Annotated in this window: 13 protein-coding genes; 8 read left to right on the forward strand and 5 right to left on the reverse strand. The window is 58.2% G+C overall.

All coding sequences use genetic code 11. The features are described 5' to 3' along the window. Positions 1-113 precede the first annotated feature (113 nt). The 3 genes from F1C16_RS19550 (at position 114) to F1C16_RS23140 (ending at position 3,787) form a co-directional block, all read left to right on the forward strand. Positions 114-2,669 (forward strand): YfhO family protein, encoded by a 2,556-nt coding sequence (locus F1C16_RS19550; RefSeq protein WP_185282269.1) that lies wholly within the window; start codon positions 114-116, stop codon positions 2,667-2,669. A gap of 172 nt (positions 2,670-2,841) precedes the next feature. Continuing rightward, complete coding sequence (locus F1C16_RS19555; protein ID WP_258048970.1) at positions 2,842-3,618, forward strand: 1-aminocyclopropane-1-carboxylate deaminase/D-cysteine desulfhydrase; 777 nt, start codon at positions 2,842-2,844, stop codon at positions 3,616-3,618. A gap of 40 nt (positions 3,619-3,658) precedes the next feature. Further along, complete coding sequence (locus tag F1C16_RS23140) at positions 3,659-3,787, forward strand: hypothetical protein (RefSeq protein ID WP_258048971.1); 129 nt, start codon at positions 3,659-3,661, stop codon at positions 3,785-3,787. A 167-nt stretch (positions 3,788-3,954) separates the two neighbouring features. On the opposite strand, the gene F1C16_RS19560 is transcribed toward F1C16_RS23140, so the two are convergent. Then, complete coding sequence (locus F1C16_RS19560; RefSeq protein WP_185282270.1) at positions 3,955-4,695, reverse strand: hypothetical protein; 741 nt, start codon at positions 4,693-4,695, stop codon at positions 3,955-3,957. Positions 4,696-4,963: 268 nt separating this feature from the next. On the opposite strand from F1C16_RS19560, the gene F1C16_RS19565 reads away from it, so the two are divergent. After that, complete coding sequence (locus F1C16_RS19565) at positions 4,964-5,602, forward strand: DUF4230 domain-containing protein (protein WP_185282271.1); 639 nt, start codon at positions 4,964-4,966, stop codon at positions 5,600-5,602. Positions 5,603-5,663: 61 nt separating this feature from the next. On the opposite strand, the gene F1C16_RS19570 is transcribed toward F1C16_RS19565, so the two are convergent. Beyond that, entirely contained in the window at positions 5,664-6,167 is a 504-nt protein-coding gene (locus F1C16_RS19570) for a regulatory protein RecX (protein ID WP_185282272.1), read from the reverse strand. Positions 6,168-6,327: 160 nt separating this feature from the next. On the opposite strand from F1C16_RS19570, the gene F1C16_RS19575 reads away from it, so the two are divergent. Continuing rightward, entirely contained in the window at positions 6,328-8,952 is a 2,625-nt protein-coding gene (locus F1C16_RS19575) for a DUF5686 and carboxypeptidase regulatory-like domain-containing protein (protein ID WP_185282273.1), read from the forward strand. Positions 8,953-9,062: 110 nt separating this feature from the next. On the opposite strand, the gene F1C16_RS23145 is transcribed toward F1C16_RS19575, so the two are convergent. Then, complete coding sequence (locus F1C16_RS23145; RefSeq protein ID WP_258048972.1) at positions 9,063-9,449, reverse strand: EamA family transporter; 387 nt, start codon at positions 9,447-9,449, stop codon at positions 9,063-9,065. Positions 9,450-9,455: 6 nt separating this feature from the next. Continuing rightward, positions 9,456-9,974 (reverse strand): EamA family transporter, encoded by a 519-nt coding sequence (locus F1C16_RS23150; RefSeq protein ID WP_258048973.1) that lies wholly within the window; start codon positions 9,972-9,974, stop codon positions 9,456-9,458. Between the two features lie 85 nt (positions 9,975-10,059). On the opposite strand from F1C16_RS23150, the gene F1C16_RS19585 reads away from it, so the two are divergent. Together F1C16_RS19585 and F1C16_RS19590 are read left to right on the forward strand one after the other, a co-directional pair. Then, complete coding sequence (locus F1C16_RS19585; protein WP_185282274.1) at positions 10,060-12,543, forward strand: bifunctional UDP-N-acetylmuramoyl-tripeptide:D-alanyl-D-alanine ligase/alanine racemase; 2,484 nt, start codon at positions 10,060-10,062, stop codon at positions 12,541-12,543. Between the two features lie 92 nt (positions 12,544-12,635). Next, positions 12,636-13,247, forward strand: a complete 612-nt coding sequence (locus tag F1C16_RS19590; RefSeq protein ID WP_185282275.1) for an OmpA family protein — start codon at positions 12,636-12,638, stop codon at positions 13,245-13,247. Between the two features lie 86 nt (positions 13,248-13,333). On the opposite strand, the gene F1C16_RS19595 is transcribed toward F1C16_RS19590, so the two are convergent. Next, complete coding sequence (locus F1C16_RS19595; protein WP_185282276.1) at positions 13,334-14,248, reverse strand: carboxypeptidase-like regulatory domain-containing protein; 915 nt, start codon at positions 14,246-14,248, stop codon at positions 13,334-13,336. Positions 14,249-14,472: 224 nt separating this feature from the next. On the opposite strand from F1C16_RS19595, the gene F1C16_RS19600 reads away from it, so the two are divergent. Further along, on the forward strand, positions 14,473-14,730 hold the full coding sequence (locus F1C16_RS19600) for a FeoA family protein (RefSeq protein ID WP_185282277.1): 258 nt from the start codon (positions 14,473-14,475) through the stop codon (positions 14,728-14,730). The last annotated feature ends 39 nt before the right edge of the window (positions 14,731-14,769 follow it).

Here is a 14,769-nt window from a genome sequence, read left to right on the forward strand (position 1 = left end):
GTGGTTGCTGACGGGGGCACAGCCCTTACTAAATGAAATAAACATTCTACCTTCGGGGCTGCTTCGCCGGGCCGGGGGGCCGGGCGGGCGCATCAGGCTTCTTTCTTCCTCGGATGACTACTGTTTCTCCCGCTCCCGCGCCGTTGTGGCGCCGCGTACTGCCGCACTTGCTGGCGGTGGTGTTCTTTCTGGCCCTGGTGGCCGTGTACTTCGCCCCGATTCTTTTTGAAGGCAAAAGCCTGGCGCAGCACGACATTGTGCAGTTTCAGGGCGGTGCCCACGAGGCGGCGCAGTACCGCGAGGTAGCAGGCAAGGAGGCATTGTGGACGAACTCCATGTTCTCCGGCATGCCGACCTACCTCATCAGCACCCGTTTCCCCGGCGACTTATCCATCTACCTGCACCAGCTATTCACGCTGGGTTTGCCGGCCGTAGTAGCCAACCTGTTTCTGACCTTGCTCTGCGGCTATGTGCTGTTTGTGGTGCTGGGTGTGCGGCCATTGGTAGCCACGGTAGGAGCCATTGCGCTGGGTTTCACCAGCTACAACCTCATCATTCTGGCGGCGGGGCACAACACCAAGTCGTTGTCGTTGGCGTATGCGCCGCTGGTGCTGGCGGGGCTGCTGGTGGCATTTCGGCGCAACAAATGGCTGGGCGCCGGGCTGTTTGCCCTGGGCCTGACTATGAACGTGCGCTCCAACCACCTGCAAATCACCTACTACCTACTACTGCTAGTGCTGGTGTTTGGTATTGTGGAGCTGGTGGCTGCCGTGAAGGAAAACCGCCTGAAAGACTTCTTTACCCGCACGGCCCTGCTGGGCGTGGCGGCGCTGCTGGCGGTAGGCGTGAGCTTTGGCCGCCTCTACACCACGGCCGAGTACGGCAAATATTCGATCCGCGGCAAGTCGGAGTTGACGAAGGCGCCACCTGCCGCGCCTGGCCAGCTCGCCGCGAGTGAGGACGCCCCCAGCGGCTCCGGCCTCGACCGTGACTACGCCTTTGGGTGGAGCTATGGGGTAGGCGAAACCATTACCTTGCTGATTCCTAACTACTACGGTGGCGCTTCGTCGGGCTCTTTGAGTGAAAGCTCAGCCACGGCACAAGCCCTGAGCGGCCTGGGTGTGCCGCCCGTGCAGCTGCGCGAGTACTTGCAGCAGCTGCCGCTCTATTGGGGGGCGCAACCCATCACTAGCGGACCGGTATACGTGGGTGCTATTGTGTGCATGCTGTTTGTGCTGGGCCTGTTCGTGGCCGACCGCCGCACGCGCACCTGGCTGCTGGTAGCTACCATCCTGTCGATTATTCTAGCCTGGGGCAAAAATTTCGAGACGTTCAACAACCTAATGTTCGATTACTTCCCGGCTTATAACAAGTTCCGGTCGGTGTCGATGGCGTTGGTGATTGCCCAGTTGGCTATGCCGCTGCTGGCCGTGCTGGCACTAGCGCGGGTGCTGCGCGCCCGTGTAGCTGCTCCGGCTGCTACCCGTCCCGGCCTACCGCAACCTAAGGTAGAAACCCCCGAAACCGCCGACCTCAAGCGCAAGCTACTCTACGCCGTGGGCGGCACCATTGGCCTGTGCGTGCTGGCCTACTTGGTAGGGCTAGGGCTGGATTTCTCGGCGCCTATCGATACGCAATTGCAGCAGCAGGGCTTCCCACTGGATGCCTTGCGCCAGGACCGCGCCTCGCTAATGCATACTGATGTGCTGCGCTCCATCCTGTTCATCGCTTTTGCGGGCGGAGTACTATGGATGTTCTTGCAGCGCAAAATCACGGCGACGGTAGCAGCGGCCCTGGTAGGCGTGCTCACGCTGGTGGACCTGTGGGGTGCTGACAAGCGCTACCTCAACGATAGCAATTTCCAGCGTGGTACCGTGGCGCAGCAGTTCATCCCCACGGCCGCCGATCAGCAGATTTTGCAAGATAAAGACCTGAGCTTCCGGGTGTTCAACTTGCAGGCGCCTTTCCAGGAGGCCAACACGTCGTATTTCCACAAGAGCATCGGCGGCTACCACGGCGCCAAGCTCCGCCGCTACCAGGATTTGTATGAGTGGCAGATTGCGCGCAACAACATTCAGGTGCTCAACATGCTGAACACGCGCTACATCATTATGCCGCCGCAGCAGGCCGGGCAAACTGAGCAAGTGCAGCGCAACCCCGCTGCGCTGGGCAACGCCTGGTTTGTGAGCGACATCGAGAAAGTGCAGTCGCCGGACCAAGAAATCAACGCCCTCAGCAGCTTTAACCCGGCCACTACGGCGGTGGTGGATGTGAGCAAATTTCCGCTGGCAGAAACCTCCTACCTCACCGCAGGCTCTAGCATTAAGCTCACCGCCTACTCGCCCGACGAGCTGAAGTATACCTACAACGCCACCCAGCCGGGCCTGGTGGTCTTCTCCGAAATTTATTACAAGGACGGCTGGAATGCGTTTATTGACGGTAAGCCAGCGCCCTACCTACGTGCCAACTACGTACTGCGCGCCATGCAGGTGCCGGCTGGTCAGCACACCATCGAGTTCAAATTCGAGCCCAGTGCGTACTCCATCGGCAACACTATTTCGCTGATTTCCTCTATCCTACTAGTGCTGCTGTTGGTAGGCGGTATCGTGTACGCTGTGCGTCGCCAACCCACGCCCGATGCAGTATCGGATGATTTGCTGATGGCGTAGAAGTGGTGAGTTTGTGAGGCGGTGAATTGGTCATTTTTGTAAAGGGGTGAAGTGAAAGCGTCTGTCATCCTGAGCTTGCGAAGGACCTTCTCACGCCTGGAACGAGAGGCGCAACAACGACTCGTCCTCATATTCATCGTTCTCGCGTGAGAAGGTCCTTCGCAAGCCCAGGATGACAGACGCTTTCACTTCACCCCTCATTCTCCAAGAACTCCCGGAGCCAGTCGCCGCCCGGCGCAACATCCGGCTGCTCTTGCTGCGCGACGACCTGACGCAGCCGGCCCTACCCGGTAATAAATGGCGCAAGCTCAAGTACAACTTGCGGGAAGCCCGCCACCTCGGGCATAATACACTGCTGACCTTCGGCGGTGCCTACTCCAACCACTTAGCTGCCGTTGCTGCGGCTGGGCCACTGCATGGTTTCCGAACAGTAGGGGTAGTACGTGGCGAACCAACGCTGCCCCTCAACCCTACTCTGGCCGGGGCGCAAGCCCACGGCATGCAACTCCACTACCTCGACCGTGCCACCTATCGGCGAAAAACTGAACCAGAAGTGTTGGCGGAGTTGCTACGCGAGGTAGGGCCAGCCTACGTAATTCCCGAAGGTGGTTCCAACGCGCTAGCCCTACCCGGCTGTGCCGAACTGGTAACGGAGCTGACCCAGCAAACAGATTTCGATTACCTCTGCGTGGCCTGCGGCACGGGTGGAACCTTGGCCGGCCTACTCACTGGCTTAGCCGGCACCCGGCAAGCCATAGGCGTAGCTGCTCTAAAAAAACGCCGATTTTCTGCGTGCGGATATCGATGCGCTGACGCGTGCGGGCACTGGTGCCACCTATACCAATTGGAAGCTGCACACCAACTACCACCTGGGCGGCTACGCGGCCTACTCTACCGAGCTGATAGAATTTATCCAGCAGTTTCAAGCGCGGCACGGGGTTCTGCTTGACCCGCTGTATACCGGCAAGCTGCTCTACGCCATTCTGGATTTGCTGGAGAAGAACTACTTCGCGCCGGATAGCACCGTAGTGGCGGTGCACACAGGCGGGTTGCAGGGCTGGCGGGGCTTCCGGCAGCGGTTTGAGAGCCGTAGCGTGTGGTGGCCAGTGGTAGGGTAGGACACGGCAATCAGCAACGAGGTAGTGCAGAAACTGCTTGCAGGCGCCGCTCTAAATGCTAATTTGAAGTAAAATAACTACGCCTAGGTACAGGCGAACCAACTGTGGTGCCCGCAAATTGGAAAGACCACGGATGCCTGAAAAATACAGCAGTGGCAGGGCAACTACTACGAAAGCCGTGTGCAGCAGAGAATACCATGGCCGGGGAAACCCATAAAGTAGAGTGCTTTGTGAGCTATAAGCTGACCGAAATAGCGAGGGTTAGACCAGATAAACGTGGTCAATTGCTCTAATGCTGGCTGGGTGGCAACCGGTAGCACCAAGGGACGATTGGACTGAAGGGAGGTGTTGCCGTACTCAAAAAGAATAATCCCCTTTCGATAGTATTCGATTAAAGGTAGCGCACCTAAGCGCTGGTTGAAGACAAACCACAGGCCGACGATTGCGGCCAAACAGGCAGGCCAAACTACGCATCGTGCGGAGCTTGGCAGCCGGCGGTACAGCCAGATAAAACTCATCAGCGTTGCGGCGCCCAGTGCTATGAATCCATTGGGACGAATACAGGCTGTGAGCAGTAGCAACCCCAACGCCAAGAACGCCCTACCCCAGTTGCGCACACAGACTACAGCCCACAGCGAAAAAATGAGTAATGTCGTAAACAGCGACTCGGTAAGCAGAAAAGGGTTAAATGCCTGAATTTCGAGCCACCCCACAAACAGTAGGGTAGCCAGTGACGCCGTAGGCCAATGTCCGTAGCTGAGCCGCCACACCGTAGCATACAACGCGCAGGCTGCTACCCCCGAAAGAAAAATCTGCGTCAGGGCTGCCCATAGTAATCCTGTTTTCAAAAATAGCGACAGGAAAAACGTGTAGCCTACATACTGGGCACAATGCCCGGTAGGCAGCATGCCAGTGGTATCTATATAGTTGGCACATTCCAGGTAGCGGTGGCCGTCGCCGTTGAGCCTCGGACCCTGATACTCGAACCAGCACCAACTCTGCATCACTACCCAAAGCACCAGTAACAGCCATCGGTGCCAGCGGTGGAGCCAGCGCCAGGGAGAAAGTAGGCAGGAAAAGGATGGTTGCATCAAGCAATAAAAAGAGCAGGCCAGGAGGCAAAATAGTTAACTTACCACCTAGGGGTGCGTATGCGGCTACAAAATACCACACTATATGCCTTTGCTCCGTTTACTCCGCCGTTTGCTACCGTTGCTGTTCTTAGTGGCATTAGGCTGGTTTCTGTGGGATAAAGTGGAGCCTACCCTATCAAGCTGGGGAAAGAGCCCGCTGGACATGGAGCCCAAAATTACCGTAACGCATAACACGGTACTGGAGAAAATAGAAGGCCTGGGCCGCTTGGAGCTGGTGCGCTATCAGTTTAAAGATGTAGTGGAGTACAAAAAAGAGTACTCTCGCTTCCTGCCTAATGCCAAGGTAGCCCTCATTGTGGCTGGCAATGCCATTGGTTGCTTGGATTTGCAAAAGGTGCGTCCGCAGGATGTGGTCTTTGTGGGCGACTCCATTGTGCGGGTGGCGCTACCCCCCGCGCAGCTCTGCACCTGGCAGGTAGACCACACCAAAAGCAAAGTGTATTCTGTCGAAAACGGCTATTTTCAGGATGCCGAGCTAGTAGACGCGGCCTATAAATACGCCGAAGCCAACGTGCGCCGGACTGCCTTGCAATCGGGTATCTTGGCTCAGACGCAGCAAAACGCCCAAAAGATTCTGCGGCCCATGCTGGAAACCCTCACGGGTAGGCAGGTGATACTCACGCAGCAAACCGCCGCGCCGCAAATGCCCGCCCGGCGGTAGGGTAGGAAAAACGTCACGCTACGTCTTCGCTCAGCATAACGTTCTGTATCAATAGTTCAGCCTACTCGTCCTCATCAGGTATCTTGCCTAAATCATCCAGCGCCATGCGGATCAGGTCCGATTCGTAGCCTTTCAGGGTAAGGTATTGCGTGAGTTTGAGGCGGCGCTTGCGTGGATTCGGCTCTTTTTCCTGGGCGTCTTTTTTCTCCAGTAAATCCGTGAGATTCTGGTAGTACTCGTCGCCGTCGATTTCCTTCATGCCAGCTTTAATGCAGTAATCCGATAGGCCTTTCTGCTTCAACTCCTGCGTGATGCGGCGGCGGCCCCATTTTTTCTGGCGGTAGTGGCCGCGCACGTAGCTGCGGGCGTAGCGCTCCTCATCCAGCAGATTTTCGCGGCTGAGCTTGATGATGATTTCGCCGGCCTCATCTTCGGTCAGGCCATAGCCGCGCAGCTTGCTTTCGGTTTCTTTGAAGGTGCGTTCCTGGTAGGCGCAAAAGGCCGCAATCTTGTGCAGCGCCTCGCCGGGGGTGTAGGTCTTCGGCTTTTTATCGGGTTGATACATGCGGGGAGATAAAGAATTGATACGATAACGAGGATGCAGCGGGGCGCGTTCCGACGCAACCACCGCTTGGTACGTAAACGGGCAGCGCGGGAACAGCAGGCAACCTTTGCCCGGCAAAATCCCTCTATCTTCACAGTCTCCGTGTTTATTACAAAAGTTGATGCGCTACCTGCTGCTTGTTGTATTGATTATAAGTGAGTTGTCGGCACGAGCTGGCATTGTGCGCGGCCTTGTGACCGACCAGCAAAGTCAGCCGTTGGCCTTCGCCAACGTAGCCGTGCGCGCCACGACCACCAGCACCGCCACCAACGAACAAGGCCGCTACCAGCTGCGCTTGGAGCCGGGGCAGTACGAGTTGGTATTTCAATATGTAGGGTTCAAGCCGCGCCTGCAAACCGTGCGCGTGGCCGGCGGCGACACCGCCACGGTGCTCAACGTGCAGCTCACCCCCGAAAACTATCAGCTCAACGAGGTGGTGGTGCGCGCTTCCGACCGCGACCCGGCCTACGCTCTGGTGCAGCAGGCCATCAATTGGCGGCGCTACCACGAGCGGGAGGTAGCCGCCTACCGGGCGCGCCTCTACGTGAAAGCCCTGGGTCGCCTCTCCGATGTACCGGGCAAGGTGCTGGGCCTCGTAAAGATTGGGCCGGACATTAAGCCAGGCATCTTCTACCTCTCCGAAACCATTTCCGACATCACCTTCCGCCAGCCCAACGTCATCCAGGAAAAGATGCTGTCGAGTAGGGTGAGTGGCGATTCCAAGCGTGTGAGCTTCAATATTGCCAGCGCCGGCAAGGGACTGAATTTCTACAGCAACCTGTTGAAAAGTAGCTTTTCGCAGCGCGGATTTGTGTCTCCGATTGCCTCCAACGCCATGCTGTTCTACCAGTACGAGCTGGTAGGCTCTACCCAGCAGGGCGATTTGCTGATTCATAAAATCCGCGTGACGCCGCGCCGCCGCGCCGACCCGGCGTTTTCGGGCTTTATCTACCTCATTGACGGTACATGGCGGCTCTACTCCGTGTCGCTCGACCTCAACAAAAGCGCCCAGCTAGAGTACGTCGACCATGTGCACCTGGAGCAACAATTTATGCCCGCGCCGGGCGCGTCGGGCGTGTGGGTGATTCAATCGCAGAAAGCTACGGCTACCTTCGAAGCGTTCGGGTTTAAGGGTAGCGCCAACGCCACAGCGGTGCTATCGAACTACAAAGTGGTGCCTACCTACGCCACGCCCCAGCAAGTGGCCGCGCCACCCGCACCGGAGCCTGTGGCCAACGCCCCCGTGGAGCGTGAAACCGTGGCCGACGTACGCAAGCAACGCCCTACCCTGCGCGGCCTCAACCAGAAGATAAAGCAACGCCTGCGCCGCAGCAATGCCGATTCCATCAACACCGTACTGGGTATTGTGGAGCCCTTGCGCCGGGGCGAGATTCAGCGGGTAGAAGCCGGTGCTACCACCCAGGACTCGGCCTACTGGAACGAGGTGCGCCCGGTACCCCTCACGGCGGAAGAACAGCTAGACTACCACGTGAAGGACAGCACCGAGGTAGTGCGCAACTCGCGGCCCTACCAAGACTCGCTGGACCGCAAGCGCAACGAGCTGGGGGTAGGCAAGCTGCTGCTTAGCGGCTACACGCACAACAACACCTTCGCCAAGCGCCGGCTGTACGTGCGGCCGGTGTTCAACATTCTGCAATACAATACGGTAGAGGGCGTGGTGGCTAATGCCGAAGCCACCTACACCCAAGACACCGACGACCGGCGGCGCTTCCAGTTCACGCCCGTGCTACGCTATGGTTTCGCGGCGAAGCTGCTGAGTCCCTCGGCGCAAATCGACTGGCAGCTGGACCCGGTAGTGCTGCGCCGCCTGACCGTTTCGGTGGGCCGCACGGTGGAAAACTTCGCCGAAAACACCCAGCTCACGCCTTTCATCAATTCGGCCTATACGCTGCTGCGCAACCGCAACTACGCCAAACTCTACCAGCGGCGCGGCGCCGAGGTGGCTTACCTCACCGAAGTGACGAATGGCCTGACCGTGCGCGGCGCCGTGAACTACTACGACCGGCGCGAGCTGTTCAACCACACCTACGATCTGCTGATTGACGTGCCCGGCCGCGCTTTCACGCCCAACACGCCCGCCAACGCCGAGCTGGCCGACACGGGTTTTGGCCGCAGCCAAGCGCTTACCCTGGAGCTGACCGCCACCTACCAGCCCGGCCAACGCTTCCTCACGCGCCCCGATGGCAAGGTGAACCTCTACACCCGTAAGCCGCAGTTCCGCTTCACGTTTTTGCAGGGCGTGCCCTCGGTATTTGGGTCCGATGTGCGCTACACGCGCCTGGCGGCGGGCATCCGGCAGAGTATACAGATGGGCTTGTTTGGCACCGGTACCTACGATGTAGCGGGCGGTGGCTACCTCGGCTCGCCGCGCTTGCAGTTTATGGACTACCGCCACTTTGCCGGCAACCAAACTATCCTCACCGGTAACTTCAACCAGTTTCAACTGCTGGATTATTACCAATACAGCACCCGCCGCGCCTACCTCGAAGCGCACTACAACCAGCATTTCAACGGCTTCTTCCTCAACAAAGTCCCGCTGCTGCGCCGCCTGAAATGGCAGGAAGTGGCCTCGGTGAACTACCTGCACACCCGCGCCGCCGGGCACTACCTGGAGTTGGGTGTGGGCATCGAGCACATCTTCAACATCCTGCGCATTGATGGCTACACGGCCCTGCAATCGGGAAAGCAAATAGGCAGCGGCGTGCGGATTGGGCTGGGGTTTTAGGGTACGTAGCCGTAACCAAGGCACAAAAGAGTGTCATGCTTCGACAAGCGGACGCCAGATCAAGTATGACACTACTGAAATTTAGCTAACCAAATCGCTACTTATTATCCCTATGAACGCGCCACAGTTGGTCTGCTCGCCGCCCTACCCCGCACGTTATACAGCACGATTGACACCAGAATAACCCCATACGCCCACAGCTCCACTGGCCGCGGATGCTCCCCGAAATACCAGAACGCCAGCACAAAGCTCACTATCGGGTTGAGGTACATCATGATGCCTACCGTGCCGGAAGTGAGACCATTCAGGGCGTAGAGGTTCAGGAACAGAGGTAAGACGGTGAAGCCCACGCTGAGAATGCCTGCAAAAAACAATAGGCGCGTATCGGCAAAGCCGGCGGCCAAATCGGCGCCGAGTAGGGGGGCGGCGGGTAGGAGAATGACCGTGGCCAGTAACAGCTGAATCGTGAGGAGCACGAGGCGGTCGTAGCCCTGCACGATGCGTTAGGTGATGAGATAAAGCGCGTAGGTGATTGCCACTACCAGACTCATCAGTAGGGAGCGTACGTCGCCCGTCACGAGTAGGGTGCAGCTCAGCGCGCTCAGGCCAATTGCCAACCACTGCGGCAGCCGCAACCGCTCGCGCAGCAGCAGAAACCCCAGCAACGATAATAAGATGGGGCAAATGAGGTAAGCAAACGAACCCGCCTGCACGCTCACTTGGTTGATGACGTAAATAAACAACAGCCAATTGCTCATCAGCAGCAAGCCGCCTACCACAGTGCCGCCCGCCACGCGCCATTGCTCTGCCCGTGCGGCCGCCCGGTACTGAAGCAGGGTAGCGCGCACCACCCCCACGCGCCCTACCCCGTGCAGTACCAGCAACACCAGCACCGACAGCAGCACCCGAAACAGCAGAATCTGCCCGCTGGGGTAGGTGGTAAGCTGGCGCAGGGGTAGGGGAAAGAAGCCCCAAATCAAAAAAGCGGTGAGGGCGGCTAGGTAGTAGCGGGAGGTTTTCATACAGAGGAGAAAGGCCGCAAAGATACGCGCAGGCCACCGCGCCATGCACAACCGTTCTACCTTTGTGGCGGTTGTATTGCTCGCTATGCTTCAGTTCCTCGATCTGCCCGCCCTCACCGGCGGCACCTTGCTCCAAACTCCCGTCACGCCCGCGCCCGTGCAGCACTTGCTGCTGGATAGTCGGCGGGCTGACGCCCAGGCGGGCGGCGTATTTTTTGCCCTGCGCGGCGCCCAACACGATGGGCACCGTTACCTCGTTGATGCCTACCAGCGTGGCGTGCGCCTGTTCGTGGTCGATCAGCCCGACGGCCTGCCTGCCCTACCCGGCGCCGGCGTACTGGTGGTGCCCGACAGCCTAGCGGCGCTGCAAGCCGTGGCCGCCGCGCACCGGCGGCGGTTTCGCCTACCCGTGTTCGGCATCACGGGGTCTAATGGTAAAACCATCGTGAAGGAATGGCTGGCCCAGCTGCTGAGCCCCGACGAGCTGGTGTGCAAGAGTCCGCGCAGCTACAACTCGCAGGTGGGCGTGCCCCTGAGCGTATGGGAACTGAACGCGTCGCACACCTTAGGCATCTTTGAGGCGGGTATTTCGGAGCCGGGCGAGATGGCGCGGCTGGCCCGCGTGGTGCAGCCTACCCTTGGCTTGTTCACTACCCTCGGTACGGCCCACGATGCCGGTTTTACTTCGCATGAGCAGAAAGTAGCGGAGAAGATGCAGTTGTTTACTGAGGTAGATATGCTGTTCTATTGCCGCGACCAGGAGTTGGTGCACGCGGCCGCTCAGCAGCTACCCAAAGCAGTGCGCACGTTTTGCTGGAGCCGCTTTCATCCCTACGAGGCCAACGTGGCCGTTACGCTGTTGGAGTCTGCCGCCGACCGCACCACCGTGCGCTTGGCCATGCAGCGGCCGTTGTTGCAGGAGCACACCTTCACCCTACCCTTCGCCGATGAGCCTTCGGTGGAGAATGCCCTGCACTGCCTCACGGTGCTGCTGTGGCGGCAGGTACCCGCGGCCGAAATTCAGCGCCGCCTGGACCGCTTGCAGCCCGTGGCTATGCGTCTGGAAATGAAGCAGGCCCTCAACGACTGCTACGTCCTCGACGACACCTACAACAATGACCTCGCTGGCCTCACGCTGGCCCTGGACATGTTAGCCCGCCAGCCGCGCCGGGGCCGCCGCACCCTCATTCTCAGCGACGTACTGGAATCGGGTCTGGCAGCCGATGAGCTGTATGGACGCGTAACCCGGCAGCTGGCTACGCATGGGGTAGAGCGGTTGGTAGGCATCGGCCCAGAAATCAGCGCGCACCAGCGTGTGTTTGGCAGCGCCGAGCAGGAATTTTATCCGGATACCGAAGCCTTCCTGGCCGGTTTTCAGGCCGATGATTTTCACCACGAAACCATTCTGGTAAAGGGTGCCCGGCGCTACGGCTTCGAGCGGATTGTGGCGGCGTTTCAGCAGAAAATCCACGGCACGGTGCTGGAAGTGAACCTCGATGCGCTCGTGCACAACCTCAACTACTACCGCCAGCGCCTCACGGCTACTACCAAGCTCATGGTGATGGTGAAGGCCTTTGCCTACGGCAGCGGCAGCTACGAGGTAGCCAACCTGCTCCAATTTCATCGGGCCGACTACCTTGCCGTGGCCTACACCGACGAGGGCGTGGACCTGCGCGAGCACGGCATCAGCCTACCCATTATGGTGATGAACCCCTCGCCCGACAGCTTCCAGAAGCTGCGGCAGTATCACCTGGAGCCCGAAATCTACTCTTTTGAGCGCTTGCACGAGTACCTGCGGGCCGCCCGCGAGCAGCCCCTACCTGCCATTCACCTCAAGCTCGACACGGGCATGCGTCGCTTGGGTTTCGGGGAAGAAGACCTGGACGAGCTGTGCCAGGTGCTGAAAGCCAACGCCGCCTACCTGCGTGTGGCCAGCGCCCTCACCCACTTGGCCGGCGCCGACGAAGCCCAACACAACGATTTCTCGCAGCGCCAGCTGGCCGCTTTCCAGCGCATGACGCCCCGCCTCGAAGCCGCTTTGGGCTATTCCATCCTCAAACACGCGCTCAACTCGGCGGGTATTATCCGGTTCCCGGAAGCGCATTTCGATATGGTGCGACTGGGTATTGGGCTCTACGGAGTAGAAGCCACCGGCCAGCAGCTCGATGCCCTGCGCCCGGTCAGCACCCTGCGTACTACCATTTCTCAGATCAAAACCCTACCCGCCGGCGAAACTGTGGGCTACGGCCGCCGCGGCCAAGCCACTGACTACGACCGGCGCATTGCTACCCTGGCCATCGGCTACGCCGACGGCTACGACCGGCGCTTTGGCAATGGGGTAGGCGAGGTGCTGGTGCGCGGGCAACGCGCACCGCTCATTGGGAATGTGTGCATGGACATGTGCATGGTCGATGTGACCGGTGTAGTGGGTGCCCAGGCCGGCGAAGCGGCTGTATTATTTGGCGAGGGCCTACCCCTCACCGAGTTGGCCACCCGCATTGGCACTATTCCCTATGAACTGCTAACCAACGTGAGCGAACGGGTAAAGCGGGTGTTTGTGACGGAGTAGGGGAACCAGCGGAGAGAGGTGGATAATATAAAAATACCTTTATAACTATATCCGCCGTACACCTAAACGATACTATCTCACCCTGATTCAACATGAAAAAGCATTTCCTTTCCTTGTTTGCCGCAACGGCCCTTCTTGCCTCTTGCAGCGACCTAAAAAATCCAGAAACCAAGAACGAGCCCCAGGATGCTACGGCTGATACGGCCGTTGTGTATAAAAATAGCGAAGGGCCAGCCCCCACAATTATCGATACGGACCCTGATTGGACCTACAACGCAGCCGATCTGCAGGTAGTAAATGACGAAGAAAGCAGTCTGCTGCCGGGCGTACGCATTCTGGCGGCCGGACGGGTGCGTCTCTACGGCCTCAACGACGAAGTCCTGTTTGATGTGGATAAAGCCTCGCTACGTCCCGAAGCCACTAAGGCCTTGCAGGATATTCTGAATTCCATCGACAAACGCTACCCCAACCGCGACATGCGTGTGTACGGCCATACGGATTCTACGGCCAGCGCCGCCTACAACAAAACGCTGGGCCGCGAGCGTGCCGACGCCGTGCGCAACTGGCTGGTAGAGCAAGGCGAAGTGCCCGAATCGCGCATCACAGTGAAGTCGCTGGGACAAGCGCAACCCATTGCGGATAATGGCACTGCTGCCGGCCGTCAGGAAAACCGTCGCGTCGAAATTGCCGTGCTCACCAAGTAAGTTAATTTCGTAGTCCCCTACCTATACGCAACGCGGCCCCGATGCTACTAGCATCGGGGCCGCGTTGCGTATAGGGCTTAATATAATTAGTCTTTTAGCATATCTACTTCAGCCCGAATCATGGCGTTGTAGCGCTGGCCGTTGCTGGCTAGGGTAAGTAGGCTCCAGCCCTTGCCCATCGTGTAGCTCCAAGTGCGGCTTTCCTTGAACTCGAAGGTAGGACGAAGAATCTGGCCATAAGGCGTGTAGGTATCCATGAAGTTGGTGGTGTAGAACTTATCACCGCTCACAATCCATTCCATCGCCACAAAGAAGCCTTCTGTGGGTGCCTCAATATTATACGTAGTGAGGTCTACGGTATACCATTCACCGCCTTTCGGGGCCGACACGACTACGTTTTCGGTCAGCAGATCGGTATTGGGCGAGTTGTAGTTACCGTCGGCGCGGTAGATGCGCACGCGGAACGGTTCGCGGGGGAAGCCGTTTTCCCCGATGTAGAACGATACCGAGCGCACGTTGCCGAGTTTCTTGTTCTTATCGTTCTTCACGAAGAACGCATACTGGCTACCGGGCATACCCTGAATCATCCCTTCGCCGGGGGTGTTGTTGCGCGACCCCAGCGACAGATCTTTCACTTTGGCGCCTTTTACAGTCACGTTGGCCAGCTCCACCACGCGGCGGGGCACTTCCACAATCATGTCGGGCACGTTCACGCCGCGCTTTATGGCAACAGCTTTGCGGTAGTAGCCCAAGGCCAGGATAATCAGCGAGTCCTGCGGCACCTTTTCGGGGGCGGCCATCTGGAAGAAACCGAACTCATTGGTGAGTGCGCCGGTTTGTTCTTCCTTCAGCCCCAGCGAGGCAAAAGGAATAGGCTCCTTTGTTTCCTTGTCGACGACGCGACCAGAAATCCGGAACTGTCCTGCCGCTTGGTCCTGAGCAAAGCTCAGCGCAGGCAAAAAGAGGGCAAAAGCAAGGAGGGTGAATAGTCGTCTGAGCATAATAAAGTACGCTTGTATACTCCCAAACTACAAAAAATCGTGCCGTAATCGGCGGATAATCTTACTATATTCATAATTATACAATTTGATTTTGAAATAGTGATACTACGCAACAAAACGATAGGAAAGCACCAATTTTTAGTATAAATCTGGCCTTTGGCTGAAACATAAAAGGGTGGTACCTTTGTTTGAATAGAATCTAAATAGAAACTACCGCCGTGCCTGTGTCCTCTGCTTCTTTCCCTACTTCTACCGCCCGCAGTGTAAAAGACCTGCGCGTAGGCGAATCCGGTACTATCTGCTGCCTCAACGACCCCGAAATGGCGCTGAAACTGCTGGAAATGGGATGCATTCCGGGTACGCAGGTACGCCTAAACAGCAAAGCCCCGCTGGGCTGCCCCGTTACGCTGGTTCTCGGCAACGGCGACTACACCTTGTCGCTGCGCGTAAGTGAGGCCGCTACCATCATGCTGCGGGATTAGTACGAATAGTTAGGTAGGTAGATGGGTAGCGTTGACGTT

The organism is Hymenobacter sp. NBH84 (assembly GCF_014217645.1).
GTDB classification, from domain to species: domain Bacteria; phylum Bacteroidota; class Bacteroidia; order Cytophagales; family Hymenobacteraceae; genus Hymenobacter; species Hymenobacter profundi.

Bases quoted from the DNA above. Each gene is read 5' to 3' on its own strand.
- F1C16_RS19550 (WP_185282269.1), top strand. From the start codon at position 114: ATGACTACTGTTTCTCCCGCTCCCGCGCCGTTGTGGCGCCGCGTACTG.
- F1C16_RS19555 (WP_258048970.1), top strand. From the start codon at position 2,842: ATGACAGACGCTTTCACTTCACCCCTCATTCTCCAAGAACTCCCGGAG.
- F1C16_RS19560 (WP_185282270.1), bottom strand. From the start codon at position 4,695: ATGCTGCCTACCGGGCATTGTGCCCAGTATGTAGGCTACACGTTTTTC.
- F1C16_RS19565 (WP_185282271.1), top strand. From the start codon at position 4,964: ATGCCTTTGCTCCGTTTACTCCGCCGTTTGCTACCGTTGCTGTTCTTA.
- F1C16_RS19570 (WP_185282272.1), bottom strand. From the start codon at position 6,167: ATGTATCAACCCGATAAAAAGCCGAAGACCTACACCCCCGGCGAGGCG.
- F1C16_RS19575 (WP_185282273.1), top strand. From the start codon at position 6,328: ATGCGCTACCTGCTGCTTGTTGTATTGATTATAAGTGAGTTGTCGGCA.
- F1C16_RS23150 (WP_258048973.1), bottom strand. From the start codon at position 9,974: ATGAAAACCTCCCGCTACTACCTAGCCGCCCTCACCGCTTTTTTGATT.
- F1C16_RS19585 (WP_185282274.1), top strand. From the start codon at position 10,060: ATGCTTCAGTTCCTCGATCTGCCCGCCCTCACCGGCGGCACCTTGCTC.
- F1C16_RS19590 (WP_185282275.1), top strand. From the start codon at position 12,636: ATGAAAAAGCATTTCCTTTCCTTGTTTGCCGCAACGGCCCTTCTTGCC.
- F1C16_RS19595 (WP_185282276.1), bottom strand. From the start codon at position 14,248: ATGCTCAGACGACTATTCACCCTCCTTGCTTTTGCCCTCTTTTTGCCT.